Source organism: Pantoea sp. PA1, from assembly GCF_056856975.1.
On sequence record NZ_JBXGEE010000001.1, the window covers coordinates 2,086,616 to 2,107,181 of the forward strand.

Annotated in this window: 17 protein-coding genes; 9 read left to right on the forward strand and 8 right to left on the reverse strand. The window is 58.9% G+C overall.

Going from position 1 to position 20,566, the window contains the following annotated elements; genetic code table 11:
* Nucleotides 1–173: 173 nt before the first annotated feature.
* Together tal and tkt are read left to right on the forward strand one after the other, a co-directional pair.
* A complete protein-coding gene (gene tal / locus AC1V0D_RS10020; RefSeq protein WP_009088826.1) occupies nt 174–1,124 on the forward strand; it encodes a transaldolase in 951 nt (316 codons plus the stop codon).
* 57 nt (nt 1,125–1,181) lie between these two features.
* The gene (gene tkt / locus AC1V0D_RS10025) at nt 1,182–3,182 is read left to right on the forward strand and encodes a transketolase (RefSeq protein ID WP_046102346.1); all 2,001 of its coding nucleotides are present in this window, start codon (nt 1,182–1,184) and stop codon (nt 3,180–3,182) included.
* Nucleotides 3,183–3,262: 80 nt separating this feature from the next.
* On the opposite strand, the gene AC1V0D_RS10030 is transcribed toward tkt, so the two are convergent.
* The gene (locus AC1V0D_RS10030) at nt 3,263–3,442 is read right to left on the reverse strand and encodes a hypothetical protein (RefSeq protein ID WP_482907353.1); all 180 of its coding nucleotides are present in this window, start codon (nt 3,440–3,442) and stop codon (nt 3,263–3,265) included.
* Here AC1V0D_RS10030 and ampH point away from each other — a divergent pair.
* The gene (gene ampH, locus AC1V0D_RS10035; protein WP_265138662.1) at nt 3,441–4,604 is read left to right on the forward strand and encodes a D-alanyl-D-alanine-carboxypeptidase/endopeptidase AmpH; all 1,164 of its coding nucleotides are present in this window, start codon (nt 3,441–3,443) and stop codon (nt 4,602–4,604) included. The genes AC1V0D_RS10030 and ampH overlap by 2 nt on opposite strands.
* On the opposite strand, the gene AC1V0D_RS10040 is transcribed toward ampH, so the two are convergent.
* The 4 genes from AC1V0D_RS10040 to AC1V0D_RS10055 all read right to left on the reverse strand — a co-directional run bounded on the left by AC1V0D_RS10040 (nt 4,601) and on the right by AC1V0D_RS10055 (nt 8,620).
* A complete protein-coding gene (locus AC1V0D_RS10040; RefSeq protein WP_033736150.1) occupies nt 4,601–5,674 on the reverse strand; it encodes a DUF1176 domain-containing protein in 1,074 nt (357 codons plus the stop codon). The two genes, ampH and AC1V0D_RS10040, sit on opposite strands and share 4 nt — an antisense overlap.
* A 182-nt stretch (nt 5,675–5,856) precedes the next feature.
* Nucleotides 5,857–6,435, reverse strand: coding sequence for a GDP-mannose pyrophosphatase NudK (gene nudK / locus AC1V0D_RS10045; RefSeq protein WP_046102349.1), 579 nt, complete (start codon nt 6,433–6,435; stop codon nt 5,857–5,859).
* Nucleotides 6,436–6,570: 135 nt separating this feature from the next.
* The gene (gene ansP, locus AC1V0D_RS10050; RefSeq protein ID WP_009088814.1) at nt 6,571–8,067 is read right to left on the reverse strand and encodes an L-asparagine permease; all 1,497 of its coding nucleotides are present in this window, start codon (nt 8,065–8,067) and stop codon (nt 6,571–6,573) included.
* A 280-nt stretch (nt 8,068–8,347) separates the two neighbouring features.
* Complete coding sequence (locus AC1V0D_RS10055) at nt 8,348–8,620, reverse strand: YdgH/BhsA/McbA-like domain containing protein (protein WP_058957421.1); 273 nt, start codon at nt 8,618–8,620, stop codon at nt 8,348–8,350.
* 253 nt (nt 8,621–8,873) lie between these two features.
* On the opposite strand from AC1V0D_RS10055, the gene narQ reads away from it, so the two are divergent.
* From narQ to AC1V0D_RS10085, 6 genes are all read left to right on the forward strand, one after another.
* Nucleotides 8,874–10,562 carry a nitrate/nitrite two-component system sensor histidine kinase NarQ gene (narQ, locus tag AC1V0D_RS10060; protein ID WP_482907354.1) on the forward strand — a complete coding sequence of 563 codons (1,689 nt, stop codon included), beginning with the start codon at nt 8,874–8,876 and terminating at the stop codon, nt 10,560–10,562.
* A 68-nt stretch (nt 10,563–10,630) separates the two neighbouring features.
* Entirely contained in the window at nt 10,631–11,260 is a 630-nt protein-coding gene (locus AC1V0D_RS10065; RefSeq protein ID WP_058957420.1) for a response regulator, read from the forward strand.
* Nucleotides 11,261–11,427: 167 nt separating this feature from the next.
* On the forward strand, nt 11,428–14,544 hold the full coding sequence (gene acrD, locus AC1V0D_RS10070; protein ID WP_482907355.1) for a multidrug efflux RND transporter permease AcrD: 3,117 nt from the start codon (nt 11,428–11,430) through the stop codon (nt 14,542–14,544).
* Nucleotides 14,545–15,122: 578 nt separating this feature from the next.
* The gene (locus AC1V0D_RS10075) at nt 15,123–15,491 is read left to right on the forward strand and encodes an ArsC family reductase (RefSeq protein WP_167431291.1); all 369 of its coding nucleotides are present in this window, start codon (nt 15,123–15,125) and stop codon (nt 15,489–15,491) included.
* A 1-nt stretch (nt 15,492) separates the two neighbouring features.
* Nucleotides 15,493–16,620: a succinyl-diaminopimelate desuccinylase gene (dapE, locus tag AC1V0D_RS10080; protein WP_009088806.1), complete on the forward strand. Its 1,128-nt coding sequence runs from the start codon at nt 15,493–15,495 to the stop codon at nt 16,618–16,620.
* A 22-nt stretch (nt 16,621–16,642) separates the two neighbouring features.
* Nucleotides 16,643–16,831 (forward strand): YpfN family protein, encoded by a 189-nt coding sequence (locus AC1V0D_RS10085; RefSeq protein ID WP_009088805.1) that lies wholly within the window; start codon nt 16,643–16,645, stop codon nt 16,829–16,831.
* A gap of 30 nt (nt 16,832–16,861) precedes the next feature.
* Here AC1V0D_RS10085 and ypfH read toward each other — a convergent pair whose 3' ends face one another.
* The 3 genes from ypfH to ypfJ all read right to left on the reverse strand — a co-directional run bounded on the left by ypfH (nt 16,862) and on the right by ypfJ (nt 20,461).
* Nucleotides 16,862–17,542, reverse strand: a complete 681-nt coding sequence (gene ypfH, locus AC1V0D_RS10090; protein ID WP_009088803.1) for an esterase — start codon at nt 17,540–17,542, stop codon at nt 16,862–16,864.
* A 73-nt stretch (nt 17,543–17,615) separates the two neighbouring features.
* Nucleotides 17,616–19,598 carry a tRNA(Met) cytidine acetyltransferase TmcA gene (locus AC1V0D_RS10095; RefSeq protein ID WP_482907410.1) on the reverse strand — a complete coding sequence of 661 codons (1,983 nt, stop codon included), beginning with the start codon at nt 19,596–19,598 and terminating at the stop codon, nt 17,616–17,618.
* The gene (gene ypfJ / locus AC1V0D_RS10100) at nt 19,598–20,461 is read right to left on the reverse strand and encodes a KPN_02809 family neutral zinc metallopeptidase (RefSeq protein ID WP_482907356.1); all 864 of its coding nucleotides are present in this window, start codon (nt 20,459–20,461) and stop codon (nt 19,598–19,600) included. The genes AC1V0D_RS10095 and ypfJ overlap by 1 nt, the downstream gene beginning before the upstream one ends.
* Nucleotides 20,462–20,566 lie beyond the last annotated feature (105 nt).

Here is a 20,566-nt window from a genome sequence, read left to right on the forward strand (position 1 = left end):
GCTCCTTCGCACCGCCTCGCAGCGCAACAATCAGAGAAACCGCATTTTCATCAGAAAGTGTCTGTTGCAATGTTATGGGTTCGCGTTCCCGCTAGCAGCACATGCCACAGACCGGCTGCGAGGCCTGAGGTGATCCCTGTTCGCTTTCATTTTTCTTTTCAAGGAGTTTAGAGATGAACCAGCTAGAAGCCCTAAAACAGTTCACCACCGTGGTGGCGGACAGTGGCGATATCGAATCGATTCGTCATTACCACCCGGAAGACGCCACCACCAACCCTTCACTCATTCTGAAAGCATCCGGTCTTGAAGGGTACAAACACCTGATGGATGACGCGATTGAGTACGCTAAAAAACAGGGCGGCAGCAAAGAGACCCAGATCATCAACGCCAGCGACAAAGTGGCAATCAATCTCGGTATGGAAATCCTGAAAAGCATACCGGGCCGTGTTTCGACCGAAGTGGATGCGCGCCTCTCCTTCGATCGTGGCATGTGTGTGACCAAAGCAGAAAAACTGATTCGGATGTACGAAGAGCAGGGTATCGACCGCTCGCGCGTGCTGATTAAGCTGGCTTCAACCTGGGAAGGTATCCGCGCTGCAGAAGAGCTGGAGAAGAATGGTATCCACTGCAACCTGACCCTGCTCTTCTCCTTCGCGCAGGCGCGTGCCTGCGCGGAAGCGGGCGTGTTCCTGATCTCGCCGTTCGTGGGTCGCATCTACGACTGGTATAACTCACGCAAGCCGATGGAACCCTACGTGGCAGATGAAGATCCGGGCGTGAAATCCGTGCGTCGCATCTACGACTACTACAAAAAGCACCGCTACAGCACCATCATCATGGGTGCCAGCTTCCGTAAAGTGGAGCAGATTGTGGCGCTGGCGGGCTGCGATCGCCTGACGCTCTCCCCTAACCTGCTGGAGGAGCTGCAGAACAGCGACGCGCCGCTGGAGCGCAAGCTGGAGCCGTCTACCGAAGGCTTCCATCAGCCATCACCGCTCTCCGAGGCGGAGTTCCGCTGGGAGCATAATCAGGATCCGATGGCGGTTGAGAAACTGTCTGATGGTATCCGCCAGTTCGCTGTTGACCAGCAGAAGCTGGAAGATGTATTGGCCGCACGTCTGTAGTCCTCATTTTAGTCGGGCGGGACTTTCCCGCCCTGATGCATAACAAGGGAGAACTTTATGTCCTCACGCAGAGAGTTGGCAAACGCGATTCGTGCACTGAGCATGGATGCGGTTCAGAAGGCAAATTCCGGCCACCCCGGTGCGCCCATGGGAATGGCCGATATCGCCGAAGTGTTGTGGCGCGACTTCCTTCAGCACAATCCGACCAATCCCGCCTGGCTTGATCGCGACCGCTTTATCCTCTCCAACGGCCACGGCTCAATGCTGCTGTACAGCCTGCTGCACCTGAGTGGCTATGACCTGCCGATTGAAGAGCTGAAAAACTTCCGTCAGCTGCACTCTAAAACGCCTGGCCACCCGGAAATCGGCTACACGCCAGGCGTGGAAACGACCACCGGCCCGCTGGGTCAGGGTCTGGCGAACGCCGTTGGATTGGCGATTGCAGAGCGCACGCTGGCCGCGCAGTTTAACCGTCCGGATCATGAGATTGTCGACCACCATACCTATGTCTTTATGGGCGATGGCTGTCTGATGGAAGGGATTTCGCACGAAGTCTGCTCCCTGGCGGGCACCCTGGGTCTCGGCAAACTGATCGGCTTCTATGACCATAACGGTATCTCGATCGATGGTGAAACCGAAGGCTGGTTTACCGACGACACCCATAAGCGCTTTGAGTCTTACAACTGGCACGTCATCGGCGACATCGACGGCCATGACGCGGACGCCATTCGCGAGGCGATCAAAGAGGCGCAGAGCGTTACCGATAAGCCTTCGCTGATTATCTGCCGCACCATTATCGGTTTCGGTTCCCCGAACAAAGCCGGTAAAGAGGAGTCGCACGGCGCAGCGCTGGGTGAGGAAGAAGTCGCCCTGACCCGCAAGCAACTCGGCTGGAACTATCCGGCGTTTGAGATCCCGGCTGAAATCTACCAGCAGTGGGATGCCAAAGCCGCCGGTGCGGAACGGGAAAAAACCTGGGATGCAAAATTTGCGGCCTATAAAGAGGCACATCCTGAGCTGGCGAAAGAGTATGAACGCCGTATGAATGGCGAGATGCCGTCAACGTGGGAAAGCGAAGCCACCCGTTTCATTCAGGAGCTGCAGGCTAACCCGCAGAAAATTGCCAGCCGCAAAGCCTCACAAAACTCGCTGGAAGCCTACGGCAAATTACTGCCGGAGTTCCTCGGCGGTTCTGCAGACCTGGCGCCCAGTAACCTGACGATCTGGTCTGGCTCCAAATCGATCAAAGAAGATCCGGCCGGCAACTACATTCACTACGGCGTGCGTGAGTTCGGGATGACGGCGATTGGTAACGGTATCGCACACCATGGCGGTTTCGTCCCCTACACGGCCACCTTCCTGATGTTTGTCGAATATGCGCGTAACGCAGCACGCATGGCGGCGCTGATGAAGGCGCGACAGATTCTGGTCTACACCCATGACTCCATCGGTCTGGGCGAAGATGGCCCGACTCACCAGCCGGTTGAGCAGATCGCCAGCCTGCGTCTGACGCCCAACATGAGCGTATGGCGCCCGTGCGATCAGGTGGAAACGGCTGTGGCGTGGAAAGCGGCTATCGAACGCCATCATGGCCCGACTGCGCTGATCCTCTCCCGTCAGAATCTGCTGCAGCCGGAACGTACCCCGGAACAGATCGAGAACATCAAACGCGGCGGCTATGTGCTGAAAGATTGCGACGGCACCCCCGAAGTGATCCTGATTGCCACCGGTTCAGAAATTGAGATCACCCTGGGTGCAGCCGATAAGCTCACTTCAGGCGGTCACAAGGTGCGGGTGGTTTCACTGCCTTCAACTGACCTGTTTGATGCGCAGGATGCCGCCTACCGCGAATCCGTTCTGCCTGTCGGCGTGAAGGCGCGCGTGGCGGTGGAAGCCGGAATCGCCGACTACTGGTTCAAGTATGTGGGTCTGGAAGGCGCGATTGTCGGTATGACCACCTTTGGTGAATCAGCGCCAGCCGGCAAGCTGTTCCCGGAGTTTGGCTTCACGGTAGAGAATATCGTCAGTCACGCTGAAGCATTACTCAAGCCGGTGTAATGCTTTTGCCCTTCCCGGTGCACCGGGAAGGGCCATTTCATCACATAGCCCGAAACAGAAAAAAATCTCGTCTCCCCTCTTCACGCCCCGCACAAACTGATTACTATAGAGCCGTCATAGTTAATGCTGCCTGCGCCCTGGCTGCCCGCCTGTTCCTGCTGCTCTTCTGCCGGAATAACGCGATGTGCTGGCCGCGTCTGTCCGATGCGTGAAGGCAGATCTCCTCCGATCTCTATAGCGAAGCCATTTCCGTTGAACATGCGCACACCCTATTTTCTGGCCCTGATGGTTTCACTGCTTCCATTAAAAAGCATGGCGCAGGTCGCGCCCGATCCGCTGCTCGCCTCTCAGATTGTTGACCGCTATGCGGAGCATATCTTTTATGGCAGCGGTGCAACCGGTATGGCACTGGTCGCGATTGATGGCAATCAGCGGGTCTTCGCCAGCTTTGGTGAAACCCGGCCAGGCAACAATGTGCGCCCGCAAAAAGATTCGCTGATTCGTATCGCTTCGCTGAGTAAGCTGATGACCAGTGAAGTGATGGTCAAGCTGGCGGAGCGCGGACAGATTCGCCTCGACGATCCGCTGAGTAAATATGCGCCGCCGGGCACCCGCGTGCCTGCTTATAACGGACAGCCCATTCGTCTGATCAACCTCTCCACCCATACCAGCGGACTGCCGCGTGAACAGCCTGGCGGCAAGGCGCAGCGGCCGGTGTTTGTCTGGCCGACGCGCAGTGAACGCTGGACGTGGCTGTCACGGGCGAACCTCAAAGCCGCACCGGGCAGCAGTGCCGCCTACTCCAACCTGGGTTACGATCTGCTGGGCGATGCGCTGTCGCGCGCGGCGGGCACGCCCTACCCGGCCCTGTTTCAGCAGTTGATCACCCGTCCGCTGGGTATGAAAGACACCACCTTTACGCCTTCGCCTGAGCAGTGTGGTCGCCTGATGGTGGCTGAGAAAGGGGCCAGCCCCTGCAACAACACCCTGGCGGCGATTGGCAGCGGCGGCGTTTACTCCACGCCGGATGATATGGGCCGCTGGATGCAGCAGTTCCTTAACTCGTCGGTTAACCATCGCACCCCGCAGATCGATCGGCTGCAAACGCTGATCTATCGCCGCGATCAGCTGACCCGCGTGGAAGGCATGGATGTGCCAGGGAAAGCGGATGCGCTGGGGATGGGCTGGGTCTACATGGGACCAAAGAATGGTCGTCCCGGGATTATTCAGAAAACCGGCGGTGGCGGGGGTTTCATTACCTATATGGCGATGGTGCCGCAGCATAACGTGGGCGTGTTTGTCGTGGTGACGCGCTCGCCGCTGACCCGCTTTACGCCAATGAGCGACGGCGTAAACAACATGCTGGCTGAGCTGGTCGGCAACCAGACCGGCTCTCCGATGATGGTGCAGGTCATCCGCTAACGCTGCTGGACGCCACCGTCTGACTGGCTGACCCACAGGGTTGGCCAGTCATCACTGCTGTGCCAGGCATCGCAGGTCGACTCCTCCGCATATTCCGCCAGCACAAAGCGGGTACCATCAAACTGCCAGCGTGTGGCACTGCCGCAGTCACCGAGCCCTCGCCCCTTGCCAAAAGTATAAAGCTGGCCGCTGGCCGCATCATACTCAGCGTTAATCAGCTCAAGCTGGCGGTCACTCGCCCGCGGCGGGGTAAAGGGCAGCGTCAGCGTGATGCCCCGGGCCACGTAGGGCGGGCTGCGCGTCACTTCAAACGCCAGATCGATGACGTTATATGCCCCCATTTCACAACTGACCAGCAACAGCGCATGCTGATCGGTGAGAGGCGCAACGCTGACCTCACGCCGCAGCGGGTCGAGTGAGCAGGAGTCGGTATTGATGCGCCAGGTGCCGTAATCAATTAATCCGCTGGTCTCTTCGCGCGTCAGGGGCGCAGGCGGCCTTACGGCGGGAGGCAGCTGTGGCAATGCTGGCGGCGGCGGAACCTCCCAGCTGGCGCGGTCGCCACGTTTAATCCATGCGCTCATGCTGTTCACCCGCCCCTGCCTGTCATCCATCAGCAGCAGTGCAGCTTTCATACCGCGCAGGGAGATCGCGGCACTGGCATCGTAGGTCAGTTGCAGGGTTTTGGCTTCCATCACCAGATCAAGAAATTCATCAATGGCGATAGCATTGCTGGTGGCGAGATGGTGCGGTTCTGCCGTCCAGTGTTTGAGGTCCGGTTTCAGACGCCGCTGGTCGAGCAGCAGATTATCCTGCAGCGGGCCGCCAGGCAGCGCGCCGGTATAGGCACTGCCGTAGTCGATACGGAGTAAGGGGCGATCGTTGACGCCCGCATGGCGCGAAATCGTCATCACCAGCCCTTTATCGCCGGGGATATTGCGGGCCACGCAGAAGGCTTCGTTGTTGCAGGTGATTTGCCAGTCGTTGAATGACTTTTGCAACGGTTCCGCCTGAACACAGGTCACCCATAAAGACGTCGACAGCCACAGCGATTTCATCCAGTACGACATTAAGAAAATCGATCCCCAAAAACCCAGAGTGGAGAGGATAGCGCATCAATGGGCCAGACAGAGTTCGCATTCTGTGAACCCGTGCAAAAAGCGCAGTTAACTGCTTAAAAAGCGTGCATAACCTGGAGACAGTGTCCGCATTGCATCCCGGGCTGTCGCGCGGCGGGCCGTTCAGGGCACGATTATGGTGTCAGCCAGCCTGCGATACGGGCATGCTGCAGCAGCATAATAGTTTTACCGTCGCGAATGCGGCCATCGGCGACCATCGCCAGCGCATCCGGGAAGCGCAGCTCCAGTACATCAATCGACTCATCATCAACGCCCCCGCCCGCATTGTCACGCAGCGCGTCGTGATATTCCGCCGCGAAAAAGTGGATCAGCTCGGTCACGCCGCCCGGTGACATGTAGCAGCTATAGAGTTTTTCCACCTCACCCACGGCGTAGCCGGTCTCTTCGATGGCCTCTTTGCGGATGCAATCTTCCGGCGTGTCATCATCCAGCAACCCCGCGCAGGCTTCGATCAGCATGCCGCTGTCATTACCGTTGACGTAGGTGGCGATGCGGAACTGGCGCGTCAGCACCACACTGTTTTTTTCACGGTTATAGAGCAGGATGGTCGCCCCGTTGCCGCGATCGTAGACTTCACGCTTGTGGCGGATCACCTCACCCTGACGGTCGGTTATCTCATAGGTGTAGTTGCGCAGCACAAACCAGTTTTCAGACAGGAGTTTATCTTTGATGATGTTGATCTTAAACGACATGCAGACTCCGCTACCGCATAAAGGGAGCCTTTCATCATAGGGGCAAGGAGGCGGGAAAACTATCCTAATTCGCGGCGCCGGTTTGCGCCCAAAAAAAAGCCAGCCCGGAGGCTGGCCTGATGACGGCAATGGCGATCAGCGGGAGGATTCATCCGCCAGCTGGGTCGGCTTTGCCTCCTCTTCATGATGATCATGCTCGGTTTCGGCGATAGCGTTAACGCGCTTACGCACGCCAAACCATCCCAGCACCAGCACCACGGCAATCAGCGGAATAGAGGCGATGGTATAGGTGCCGTTCGGGTAGTCGAACGCCATCAGCACCAGCACGCTGAACAGGAACAGCAGGGTCAGCCAGGACGTAAACGGCGCGCCCGGCAGCTTGAAGCTCACATCATCCGCCTTGCCCTCTTTGATCGCCTTACGCAGACGCAGCTGGCAGACCACGATAAAGGCCCAGGAGGAGATAATGCCCAGTGAGGCGACGTTCAGGACGATCTCAAACACCTGTGACGGCACGTAGTAGTTAAGCACTACGCCAATGACATAAACGCCGATGGTGACCAGAATCCCGGCATACGGCACCTGCTGACCGTTCATCTTAGACATGAACTTCGGTGCAGAACCGCCCATCGACATGGAACGCAGAATACGTCCGGTCGAATAGAGTCCGGAGTTCAGGCTGGAGAGCGCCGCGCTCAGCACCACGATGTTCATGATGCTGCCGATGTAAGGTACGCCCAGCTTTGAGAAGAAGGTCACGAACGGACTCTGACCGGCCTGATAGGCGTTCCACGGCAGCAGCAGCACCAGCAGGACCACCGAACCGACGTAGAACAGACCGATACGCCAGATCACGCTGTTAATGGCTTTCGGCAGCATGGTCTGCGGATCTTTACATTCGCCCGCCGCCGTTCCGACGAGTTCGATCGAGGCAAAGGCGAACACTACCCCCTGAATCAGCACCAGCGCAGGCAGTAAGCCGTGCGGGAAGATACCGCCGTTGTCGGTAATCAGATGGAAGCCGGTGCTGTTGCCATCCAGCGGTTTGCCGGTGCCAAGGAACACCACGCCCACCACGAGGAAGACCACGATAGCCAGCACTTTCACCAGCGCGAACCAGAACTCCATTTCGGCAAACCACTTCACGCCGATCATGTTCATGGTGCCAACAATCGCCAGCGCACCCAGGGCGAAGACCCACTGCGGCACATCACCAAACGCGCCCCAGTAGTGCATGTAGAGCGCGACGGCGGTGATATCCACGATACCGGTCATGGCCCAGTTGACGAAATACATCCAGCCCGCCACGTAGGAGGCTTTCTCGCCGAGGAACTCACGGGCGTAAGAGACAAAGCTGCCGCTGCTGGGACGGTGTAACACCAGCTCACCCAGCGCACGCAGAATAAAGAAGGAGAAAATGCCACACACCAGATAGATGATGGCTAAGGCGGGGCCCGCAGCCTGCAAACGGCCACCTGCGCCCAGGAACAAACCGGTGCCGATGGCACCACCGATTGCGATCATCTGTACGTGCCGGTTACCCATAGCCTTCTGGTAGCCCGCGTCATGAGAATTGAGCCAGCGTCGTTTCGCAGCGCGCAACTCGCCTGGGGTTTTCTTTTTAGATTTCATAGCTTTCCTGTTTGTCCTGACCATCAGTCGTCGCTTCCCCCATGCAGGTGTCATGCCCTGAGTTATGGGGTATTTTCCTCTGTGCGCTTGCCTGTGAGTGAGTGCCAGGCAAGGCGGGAATTTACGGCGATGAATCCTACCCGTTATGCAGGAACGAAGCAAAATATACCGGGCGGATGCACAGGCTGATTTGTAAGAATCCGTCATGATGCACAAAAATAAAAAAACCGGCCATTTTCAGGCCGGTAAGAGCTACAGGGATGGAAACAGGAGGGTATAGCTAGCGATAAATCTCTGCGGTGCCGCTCCACAGGCTGGAGTCGCCTGGGTTATCGACGCCGATAACACGGTAGTGGCTGGCGCCCATCTCTTCCGCTTTTTGCGACAGATGGCGGCTGGCATCATCCAGCGAGCCTCGCACGCCGGAGACCGAGACGCTGCCGATGCTCTGGAGGTTCTGCGCCTGGGCCTGATCGACCGGTGCAGCAGCGAAAGTGGTAAATGAGGCGGTAGTCAGTAAGGCGCCCGCCAGAACAGCATTCAGTTTTTTCATGGGATGCTCCTTAATCTGTAATCGGGGGTAAGTCAGTGACTGGAAGAATTATTAGCGCTGCAATGAAAAGCAACATCGGGGCGGTGTAAAGCTGTTTGTTTTTTGACCACAGAACCGTCGTCGATCCTGGGAACTGTCAGTTGCGGTCATTTTTTGTTCGGTCCGACACGACGGGTGCGATAAACCGCAGCAGGATCATTTGCGTCAGGGGATTGCTCTTTTATAATCCCGCACTCACCACAGGGCCATTCATGTGATTGTTAAACGTTCCGTAACTCAAAGCATCGCGCAGGCGCTCAGTGCAATTGTCCTGCTGTCGCTGCTCACAACAGGTCTGGCCCTGGTCACGCTGCTCAGCAGTCAGCGCGACGCAGAGGCGATCAATCTGGCCGGTTCACTGCGTATGCAGAGTTACCGCATGGCCTGGGATGCCAGCCGTCAGCCGCAGAATCTGCCGCAGCATCTGGCGCTCTATCAGCAGACGCTCGACTCCCCGGTGTTACAGAAGCTGGATCGCCCCTGGGTTCCGCGTGAAGTCAGTACTCGCTATCAACGTCTGCGCGCCGCCTGGCCCGACCTGCAACAGCAGTTGCTGCAGGGCGATACCGTCACCTGGCAGCATCAGATCCCGGTTTACGTCGCCGAGATCGACCGCTTTGTGCTGGGCTTACAGCGTTACACCGAACTGAAAATGCATCTGGTGGCGGGCAGCAGCCTGGTGGGGGTGATTGCGATTGTGGCACTGGCGCTGATGACGATTCGCTTTACCCGTCTGCAAGTGGTACGGCCTCTCAATGCGCTGGTCACCGCCAGTCGCTACGTTGAGAGCGGCAATTTTGCTTTTCCGCCGCTGCAGGTCGAACAGCAGAATGAGCTGCGGGTACTGTCACACGCCTTTAGCGGCATGGCGGCTCGCCTGCACTCGCACTATAAGCTGCTGGAAAGTACGGTGCGTGAAAAGACCGAGGATTTAACCCAGGCGAACCGCACCCTCTCCCTGCTCTATGACAGCTCACAGATGCTGACGGCCAGCCCGCTGCATCCGGCCCTGTTTGAAGCCGTTCTGAGCCGCGTGCTGACGCGTGAAAAACTGACGGCTATCCGGCTCGACAGCGATCAGTTTCAGTTCTGCTCCGGTGATGAAGAGGCCGGGGGTCAGTGGCAGCGGCTGCCGGTCCGGCAGGCCGACCAGCCAATGGGCGAGCTGCGCTGGCAGACAGCCGGTGCCTCTCCCCCGGATGAGCTGATGCGCAGCCTCGCGGCGATGCTCGGACGCGCTATCTGGATCTGGCAGGCGCAGCAGCAGTATCAGCAGATGCTGCTGATCGAAGAGCGCACCACCATCGCCCGTGAACTGCATGATTCGCTGGCGCAGTCGCTCTCCTTTTTACGCATTCAGCTGACCCTGCTGCGCCGCACCGTCGATAAAGAGGATAGCGCAGCGCACACTATCATTGCCGACTTCGATCGGGCGCTGGCTGATGCCTACCGGCAGCTGCGTGAACTGCTGACCACCTTCCGCCTGACCATTGAGCAGGCAGATCTGGTCGCGGCGATGCAGGCGATGATCGCCTCGCTGCAGGAGAAGAGTGGCGCAGAGATACAGTTTCACTATCAGACCGGGCTGCTGAGTCTGGAAGCGCAGCAGCAGGTGCATGTATTGCAGATCGCCCGTGAGGCGCTGCTGAACGCGATACGTCACGCCAGCGCAGAGGTCATCCGGGTGGAGTATCAGCACAGTGAAAAAGGTGAGCACTTACTGACGATTACGGACGACGGTGTGGGCATGAACAGCACCGACGACCCCCCCGGCCACTATGGCCTGACCATTATGGCGGAACGCGCTCAGCGCCTGGGCGGCAACCTGACCATCCACGCGCAACCGCGGGGCACCCGGGTCGAACTGCGCTTTCCGCCGCAGCCTGCCCGCCCGCTGGAGTAACGGGCCGCCGCCTGGTTTACTCGCCAGAACAGACTGTCGGTTTCACTGAACCGATAAACGGAGAGACTATGCAACAACCCGCATTAACCCTGATGATTGTGGATGACCACCCGCTGATGCGCCGCGGTATTCGTCAGCTGCTGGCGCTGGAGCCGCAACTGACGGTGGTCGCCGAAGCGAATAACGGCACAGAGGCGCTGGCCGAGGCGCGCCGTCAGGAGCCCGACATCATTCTGCTCGACCTGAATATGAAAGGCATGTCCGGGCTGGACACGCTGAAGGCGCTGCGCCATGAAGGGATCAGCGCCCGCATTCTGGTGCTGACCGTTTCTGATGCCCGCAGTGACATTTTTGCGATGGTGGATGCCGGTGCCGATGGCTATCTGCTCAAGGACAGCGAACCGGAGATCCTGCTGGCGCATATTCTGCAGGCTTCGCGTGGCGAAAAAGTCTTCAGTGAAGGCGTCGCCAGCTATCTGACCAATCGCCAGCACAGCGCCGATCCGCTGCGTCAGCTCACCGATCGCGAGCGGGATGTGCTGCAGGAGGTCGCGCGCGGCCTGTCGAACAAAGAGATTGCCGCTATTCTGCACATCTCGGAAGAGACGGTAAAAGTGCATATCCGTAATCTGCTGCGCAAGCTGGATGTGCGTTCGCGCGTCGCCGCCACGGTGATGTGGCTGGAAAGCCGCAAATAGCCAACGAATTTACACTTTCTCCTCAATTTCTCCACGATTTCCCCCGCTGCCGCACGTAGAGTGAATGGCGGCGGCGAATCGTGGCAAAGCACATCCGATTTGTCTGTCAGTACGCCCGTAGCGGGCAGGCCTGGTCGATTTTAACTGTCGTGAGGAGTGTCGGTTTAATGTCGAATTTCTTTATCGACCGCCCCATCTTTGCCTGGGTGCTGGCGATTCTGCTGTGCCTGTGCGGCACGCTGTCGATCAGGTCACTGCCCATTGAGCAGTACCCCGACCTGGCCCCGCCCAATGTCCGCATTACCGCTAACTATCCGGGCGCATCGGCCCAGACGCTGGAAAATACGGTCACCCAGGTGATCGAGCAGAACATGACCGGCATCGATAACCTGATGTACATGTCCTCCAACAGCAGCAACACCGGCCAGGCGCAAATCACCCTCACCTTTACCGCCGGAACCGATCCTGATGAAGCGCGTCAGCAGGTGCAGAACCAGTTGCAGTCTGCGCTGCGCAAATTGCCACAGGCGGTGCAGTCACAGGGCGTCACGGTGAACAAAACCGGTGACAGTAACATTCTGATGGTGGCTTTCGTCTCCACCGACGGCAGCATGGATAAGCAGGATATTGCAGACTATGTCGCCAGCAACATTCAGGACCCCCTGAGCCGCATTGATGGCGTCGGCCAGGTGGACGCCTACGGCTCGCAATATGCGATGCGCATCTGGCTCGATCCCAACAAGCTTATCGCCTATGCCCTGACCACCGGGGATGTGGTCAGCGCTATTCAGTCGCAGAACACACAGGTTGCCGTGGGTCAGGTCGGAGGCCTGCCCTCGGTGGAGAAGCAGGCGCTGAACGCCACGGTCAATGCGCAGTCGATGCTGCAGACCCCGGAGCAGTTCCGGGCCATCACCCTGAAGAACAATCCTGACGGTTCCGTGGTGACGCTGGGCGATGTCGCCAGCGTGGCGCTGGGGGCGGAAAAGTATGATTATCTGAGCCGCTACAATGGTCAGCCCGCCTCGGGGCTGGGGGTAAAGCTCGCCTCCGGCGCCAACGAGATGAACACCGATAAGCTGGTGCGGGCGCGCATTGAGGAGCTGTCGCACTACTTCCCGCACGGGCTGGAAGCAAAAGTGGCCTACGAAACCTCGCCGTTCGTCAAAGCGTCAATTACCGATGTGGTGAAGACGCTGCTGGAGGCGATCGTGCTGGTGTTTGGCGTGATGTATCTGTTCATGCAGAATTTTCGCGCCACCCTCATTCCGACCATTGCGGTGCCGGTGGTGCTGTTTGGCACCTTCAGCGTGCTCTACGCCTGCGGATTCAGCATCAACACCCTGACCATGTTTGCCATGGTGCTGGCGATCGGGTTACTGGTGGATGATGCCATCGTGGTGGTGGAAAACGTGGAACGTATCATGCGCGAAGAGGGACTCTCGCCGCGGGCCGCCACCCGGAAATCGATGGGCCAGATTCAGGGCGCGCTGGTCGGTATCGCGCTGGTGCTGTCAGCCGTGTTTGTGCCGATGGCATTTTTTAGCGGAACCGTCGGCGCGATTTACCGTCAGTTCTCCATCACCATCGTGTCGGCGATGGTGCTGTCGGTGCTGGTGGCGATGATCCTGACACCGGCACTCTGCGCCACGCTGCTCAGGCCGGTGGCACAGGGCGAACAGCATGCGGCGCGCGGCTTTTTTGGCTGGTTCAATCGTCACTTCAACCGCAATGCTGAGCGCTATGAGCGCGGGGTCGCGGCGATTCTGCGCCGCGGCGGTCGCTGGCTGCTGCTCTATCTCGGCCTTATCGGCCTGATGGCCTTTCTGTTTCTGCGCCTGCCCACCTCGTTTCTGCCGCTGGAAGATCGCGGCGTATTCCTGACGCAGGTGCAGCTGCCGGCGGGCTCGACGCTGGAACAGACCGCTCGCGTGGTCGCCAGGGTGGAGCACTACTATCTGACTCAGGAGAAAGCGAACGTACTGTCGGTCTTCTCCACCATCGGTGCAGGCCCGGGCGGCAACGGACAGAACGTCGCGCGTCTGTTTGTGCGGCTGAAAAACTGGGAGGAGCGGCCCGGTGACGATCGCACCTCCTTTGCGATTATCGAGCGCGCGACCAAAGCTTTTCAGCAGATCAAAGAGGGCCGGGTGATAGCCAGCAGTCCCCCCGCGATTACCGGTATGGGCAGCAGTTCCGGCTTTGACCTGCAGTTGCAGGATCACGGTGGCATCGGTCATACCCAGCTGATGGCGATGCGTGACAGGCTGCTGGAGATGGCGGGCAACGATAAGGCGCTGTCGCGGGTGCGGCACAATGGCCTGGATGACAGCCCGCAGTTGCAGATCGATGTGGATGCGCGCAAAGCGCAGGCGCTGGGCGTGTCACTGGATACCATCAACGACACCCTGACCACCGCGTGGGGCTCCAGCTATGTCAACGATTTTCTGGATCGCGGCCGGGTGAAAAAGGTCTATGTGCAGGCCGCCGCTCCGTTCCGCATGCTGCCGGACGACATTGACAAATGGTATGTCCGCAACAGCAGCGGCAAAATGGTGCCCTTCTCCGCCTTTGCCACCAGCCGCTGGGAGACCGGTTCGCCACGCCTTGAGCGTTATAACGGCTACTCCTCGCTGGAGATCGTGGGCGAAGCCGCCAGTGGCGTGAGCAGCGGCGCTGCCATGGATGAGATGGAGAAGCTGGTTAACGCCCTGCCGCTGGGTGTCGGCTTCCAGTGGAGTGGCGCCTCTTATCAGGAGCGCCTCTCCGGCTCACAGGCCCCGGCGCTCTATGCCATTTCGCTGCTGGTGGTCTTTCTCTGCCTGGCCGCGCTCTATGAGAGCTGGTCGATTCCTTTCTCGGTGATGCTGGTGGTGCCGCTCGGCGTCATCGGGGCGCTGATCGCCACCTGGCTGCGCGGGCTGGAAAATGATGTCTATTTTCAGGTGGGCCTGCTGACAGTGATCGGCCTGTCTGCGAAAAACGCCATCCTGATTGTCGAGTTTGCCAGTGAGATGAACAGCAAAGGGCGTGAGCTGTTGGAGTCTACGCTGGAGGCGTCGCGTCAGCGCCTGCGGCCCATCATCATGACGTCACTGGCCTTTATCTTTGGCGTGCTGCCTATGGCGATCAGTAGCGGAGCAGGCTCCGGCAGCCAGCATGCCGTGGGAACCGGCGTGATGGGCGGCATGATCTCCGCGACGCTGCTGGCGATCTATTTCGTGCCGCTGTTCTTTGTGCTGGTACGCCGTCGCTTCCCGCTGAAAGAGAAGCCGCATGAATGAATGCGGAGCCAATAAAAAGCGGCCCCTGAGATCAGCGGCCGCCTTATTTCTGTGTGTGGTAAGAATGTCAGCAAGCGGGAATGTCCTGCTTTAATCTCCACGTGTTACTTGTTGCGTAACATCGCTTCGATGAATTCTTTCCAGGTTCCCATTTCAGTGTCAATCATAATGCCCTCTCTTATTGTGCTGGCAATATTACGCGTTTTTTTTCGCCAGGTGAATACGTTTACACCTGTTATCACTATCGGCAGCAGCGATGAAAACATGAATATTGCGGATTTTGTAAGCTGACGCACATTTCAGCAACCTCCTAACTACGCAGGAAATATTTCGCGATTAACCCAGCGGTAGACGATTTTTTCAACATGGCGAAATTCTTAATCGCGAAATGATGAGCAGGGTAATGATTGCCCGCTGAATTGATAGCGTTTACCCGGGAGGAAATGATCCTCTGCCTGATACTCGCTTTACGCACTATCAGCCGTCAGGGCAGATGCCGCAACGGATCACACTATGCTAAACTCGCGCTTTGGCTGCTTTTTCAACTTAACGCGCTTCATAACAATAAGGATCAGGCGATGTGCACGCAGTGGGTGATGTTCGGGATAAAAAATTGCGACACCATAAAAAAAGCCCGGCGCTTTTTAACAGATGCAGGCGTTGATTATCACTTTCACGATTACCGGGCCGACGGCCTGAGCGATGCACTGCTGCAGGAATTTATCGATGCGCTGGGCTACGAAGCCCTGCTCAACACCCGCGGCACTACCTGGCGTAAACTGCCCGAGGCTGACCGCGACGCGGTGACCGATGCCCACAGCGCCAAAGCGCTGATGCTGGCGCATCCCGCCATGATTAAGCGTCCGCTGTTGCGCGCCCCGGATGGCAGCCTGCTCGCCGGTTTCAGCGAAGCCACCTATCAGAATGCTATTCAGGAGAAGCCATAATATGTTTTGCCCGGTCATTGAGCTGACGCAGCAGCTTATTCGTCGTCCCTCTCTCAGCCCCGATGATGCCGGATGTCAGGCTTTGCTGATCGCCCGTCTTGAAGCCATTGGCTTTCAGATTGAGACGATGAACATCGACGATACCCTGAACTTCTGGGCCACCCGTGGCGAAGGGGAAACGCTGGCGTTTGCTGGTCACACCGATGTGGTGCCGCCGGGCGATGCCAGCCGCTGGATTAACCCGCCGTTTGAACCCACCATCCGCGACGGCATGCTGTTTGGTCGCGGTGCGGCCGACATGAAAGGATCGCTGGCGGCCATGGTCGTCGCGGCCGAGCGTTTTGTGGCAGCCCGTCCCCATCACAGAGGGCGACTCGCCTTTCTGATCACCTCTGATGAAGAGGCCAGCGGTGCCAACGGCACGGTAAAAGTGGTGGAACGGCTGATGGCGCGCCGGGAACGCCTCGACTACTGCCTGGTCGGTGAGCCTTCCAGCACCGAAGTAGTGGGTGACGTGGTGAAAAATGGCCGACGCGGCTCGATCACCGCCAACCTGATGGTACATGGCGTGCAGGGTCACGTTGCCTATCCGCATCTGGCTGACAACCCGGTTCACCGCGCGATGCCTGCCCTGAATGAGCTGGTGGCGACGGAGTGGGATCAGGGTAATGAGTTCTTCCCGGCCACCAGTATGCAGATTGCCAACGTCCAGGCGGGCACCGGCAGCAACAATGTGATCCCCGGCGAGCTGTTTGTGCAGTTCAACTTCCGCTTCAGCACCGAACTCACCGATGAGATGATCCGCCAGCGGGTCGCAGAACTGCTGGATCGTCACCAGCTGCGTTACACCATTGAGTGGAAACTTTCAGGTCAGCCCTTCCTGACCTCACGCGGAAAGCTGGTTGATGCCGTCGTGAAAGCGGTAGCGCACTATAATGAAATTAAGCCGCAGCTGCTGACGACGGGCGGCACCTCCGATGGCCGGTTTATCGCCCGGATGGGGGCGCAGGTGGTGGAACTGGGGCCGGTGAATGCCACCATTCATAAAATCAATGAGTGTGTGAAAGCTTCCGACCTGCAGATGCTAAGCCGGATGTACCAACGCATCATGGAACAACTGATCGCCTGATGGCGATGTTAAGGAGCAGCAAATGGAATTTATCAAAGATTACTGGTGGATCCTGGTGATCCTGCTGATGGTTGGCGTGCTGATGAATGTCTATAAAGATCTGAAACGGATCGACCATAAAAAATTCATGGATAACAAACCTGACCTGCCGCCCCACCGTGACTTTAACGATAAGTGGGATGACGAAGACGACTGGCCGAAGAAGAAGTAACGAAAATGCCCCTGCTCTGCAGGGGCATTTTTACATCATCGCAATGACATCATCGTCACCGGGTTTTGCCCCGCTTAACGCTTCATCGAAGTAGCGTTTTGGCACCGTGTAGCGCAGATGATTCAGCGCCAGCGTCATGCTGCGGTCATCAATAGCGTGCGCCAGATCGTCGACGATATCGAGCGTGACGTCGCCCCCGCTGGCGGTGAGTCGCTGCTCCGCCTGCTGCGCATGAAACACCGGAATCTGCTCATCATAATCACCGTGGATCAGGTGAACCGTGGTACGGGTGCTGGCTTTCTCCGGCAGGGTAATAAACCGGCCGTTGAACACTACCGCGCGGCCGGCCAGATCGGAATGGGCTTTCACCCCTTCCAGCACCATACTGCCGCCCTGGGAAAAACCGATTAACGCCGTCGCTTCCGGGCGCACACCGCTTTTTTTCTGCCAGTGACGCACAGATTCCACAAACTGTGGCATCGCCGCGTTAACCCGCTGCTGTAGCGTCATATCGTGCAGTTCAGCCTCGCTGAACCACTGACGGCCCGCAGCCGGCGAGCCAACAGAAACCACCAGCGCCTCAGGAAATGTCCGGGCAAACCAGCTGCCAATCTCACCCATAGAATCCGGGTTATCGCCTACGCCATGGTAGAGCAGAAACAGCTGAGCCGTGGTGGCAGGCTGTTGAACGATTACATATTTCAGTGTCATAGTGACCTCCGTTATTCACTCTACGCCAGCTGGCAAAGAATGATATGAGGATTATTTGAACCCGCTGGTCGAATTATTTCAACGACGGGTGCAGCGCATCCTGCCGAATGCCCAGACTTTCCAGTGCGGCTGCCGCCTGCTGACGCAGTACCGAAATCAGCGCCTTGCGTCCGCTTATGCCCGCCTGGTGTGCCAGCCCGCTTAACGCATCCGGTGTGCTTACCGCTGCGGCCAGCAGTGAGTCTGGTGCCGCACTGGCCGCCACCAGACGCTGCAACACCGGCAGGCTCGCTTCCAGTGGGCGCTGCGCCCAGGCAAAACCCGCGGCCAGCGGGATGTCCTGCGCACGCCATCCATCATCACACCTCGCCTCAAACTGCAGCTCCAGCGCGATGTGCTGACGCAGCAGCGGCCAGTCACGCGCCAGCTGGTCTGCCGCGCGACGCTGCAATGCCTCGCCGGCTGCAGAACAGGGCAGGATGGCCATCGCCGCATAACAGCCGCTGCTGGCCTCACGCTGACTGCCAATCCGTACCAGCGTAAAACCGCAGGCGCGCCAGAATGACCAGAGAGATTCAGTGTAGCCGAAGCTGACCGAGAGGTAGTCGCGACCGGCGGCGGCGCGGGCTGCGGCGGCCACGAGCTGCTGTCCCATCCCCCGACGGCGGCTCTCCGCCGCCACGGCAATCCGGCTGATGCGCAGCGAGCGCAGGATTGCCGCCTCAGCCAGACCCGCGTGTGCGGCCAGCGACTGCGCCACCAGATTGCCGCGCGGTCGCCGGGTACCTGCCCAGACCGCCTGCGCCAGGGCGGGCTCCAGCCCGCCCTCCTCCACCAGCCAGAGCGCCCCCTGCAGACCCGGCGGCTCCCCTGCCCGCCACAGCTGCATACCCGGTGCATCCAGCAGGCGGCGCAGATCGAGCGGTGAGGTGCGGTAGTGCGCGCTGGTCAGCAGACGATAGGCGGCCTCCAGCATGGGGAAATCGTGACGCGGGACCGGGTGTGGCGTCACGGCAGAAGCGGGCGTGGTGGCAGCGGCATCCTCAAACAGCAGCGCCGCATTCAGCCACTGCTCCAGCGGATCGTGACGCGACCAGCGCAGCGGCTCATCCAGCGTGAAGTAGCGTGCCTGCGGCAGCCCGGCACAGAATTTAAGGATAAACCCGCGCCCGCTCCCCTCGTAGCCCTGCACGGTGGTAGTCAGCAGGACGCGGGGATAGCGGCTGACCAGTGCCTGCAGCAGCGGAGCCGGGATGGCCGCCGCTTCATCCACGATCAGCCACGACGCCGCTGGTAGGGGATCAGACGCCAGCAGAGCATCCGGGGCCATAAAATGGAAAGCCTCAGCAGCAAAGGTCGCCAGCACTTCCGTGGAGGCTCTGGCCGGGGCGGTCACCAGACACTGCCCGTTCTGCCGGGCCAGCATGCCCGCCAGCGCCGATTTACCCCGTCCGCGAGCGGCCGTCAGGACCGCGACGCCGGAAGGCATCGTCGCCAGCTGATCGAGTATCGCCTGCTGCTGTTGCGGTGCCTGACAGTGCCAGTGTGGCCAGTCCGGTGGAGGCGGAAAACGGTCAGGCTGATGCTGACGCGCCAGCAGTACCTGCTTATCGCCGATTATCAGCTGTTGCAGATGGCGAACAAAACCGGGCGTCGCGATCGGTTCCGCAACATCTGCCCAGCGCAGGCTATCGGCGTCAGGCTGCTGCGACCACTGCCCCCAGGGTGGCACCAGCAGTAACAGCCAGCTACCGGCGCTGAGCGTCCCCGCCAGCGCAGCGAAAGCCTCGGCATGAAAGCCCTGTCGGGCGTCAAAAATGGCGTGATGAAACTCGCGGCCAAGCAGCGTTCGCAGCGCTGCGGGCGGTTTATGCAGTTCGGGAGCGTCAGAGGGACCTGTAAACAGCGGTTCAGGACTCACCTGCAGCCAGTCGCCCGGGAGCGTTTCACGCCACTCTGCGGCCCGCCTCACACACCAGGCCGGGTCGCCGCTGATCACCGCCAGACGACGGAAACCGGCCTGCTGCATTAGCTGCGTCTGCTGTGGCAGAGACATCAGTTGCTGGCGAAGGTGTTGCACTGTCCCGGATCGCCACCATCAAATCCGCGCTTGAACCAGGTGTAGCGCTGCTCAGAGGTACCGTGGGTAAAGCTGTCCGGCACCACGCGCCCCTGACCTTTCTGCTGCAGGCGATCATCACCAATCGCCTCGGCAGCATTCAGCGCCTCCTGCAGATCGCCCGCTTCCAGGATGTTTTCCTTCTGCATGTAGTGTCCCCAGACACCGGCAAAACAGTCAGCCTGCAGTTCCATTTTAACGGAGAGCTGATTGACCTGTGTCTGACTGGCGCCCTGCTGCATTTCACGCACTTTTGGCTCAATGCCCAGCAGCTTCTGCACGTGGTGACCCACTTCATGAGCGACCACGTACCCCTGAGCAAAGTCTCCGCCCGCGCCCAGTTTCGTCTTCATCTCGTCGTAGAAGGAGAGGTCAATGTAGACGGTCTGGTCAGCAGGACAGTAAAACGGTCCCATCACTGACTGGCCGGTGCCACAGCCGGTGCGGGTTGCGCCGCGATACATCACCAGCTTCGGGGCCACATACTGCTTGTTCATCTGCTGGAACAGTTTGCCCCAGGTATCCTCAGTGGTAGCCAGAATTACCTTCGTGAATTTCGCCGCCTCATCATCATTGGCGCTGACGCTGCGCTGCTGCTGACTGGTCGGTGCCACGTCGCCGCCGGTCAGCAGTCCGGTAAGGTCGTAACCGTAATAGCCTGCTACCGCCACCACAATCAGCAGCACGATGCCGCCTTTACCACGTGGCAGACGAATCTGGCGTCCGCCGCCGCCAAAACCGGATGACCGATCGCGACGGTCCTCTACATTGTCGCTCTCGCGACGCCCTTGCCAGCGCATGCTCTACTCCCTTTGATAATCTTCAGATGGCATGATTTTAGTTGTGCGACGAAGCAATCACCAGCTTTACGCCAAAATGAAAAAAGGAGAGCCGGGGCTCTCCTT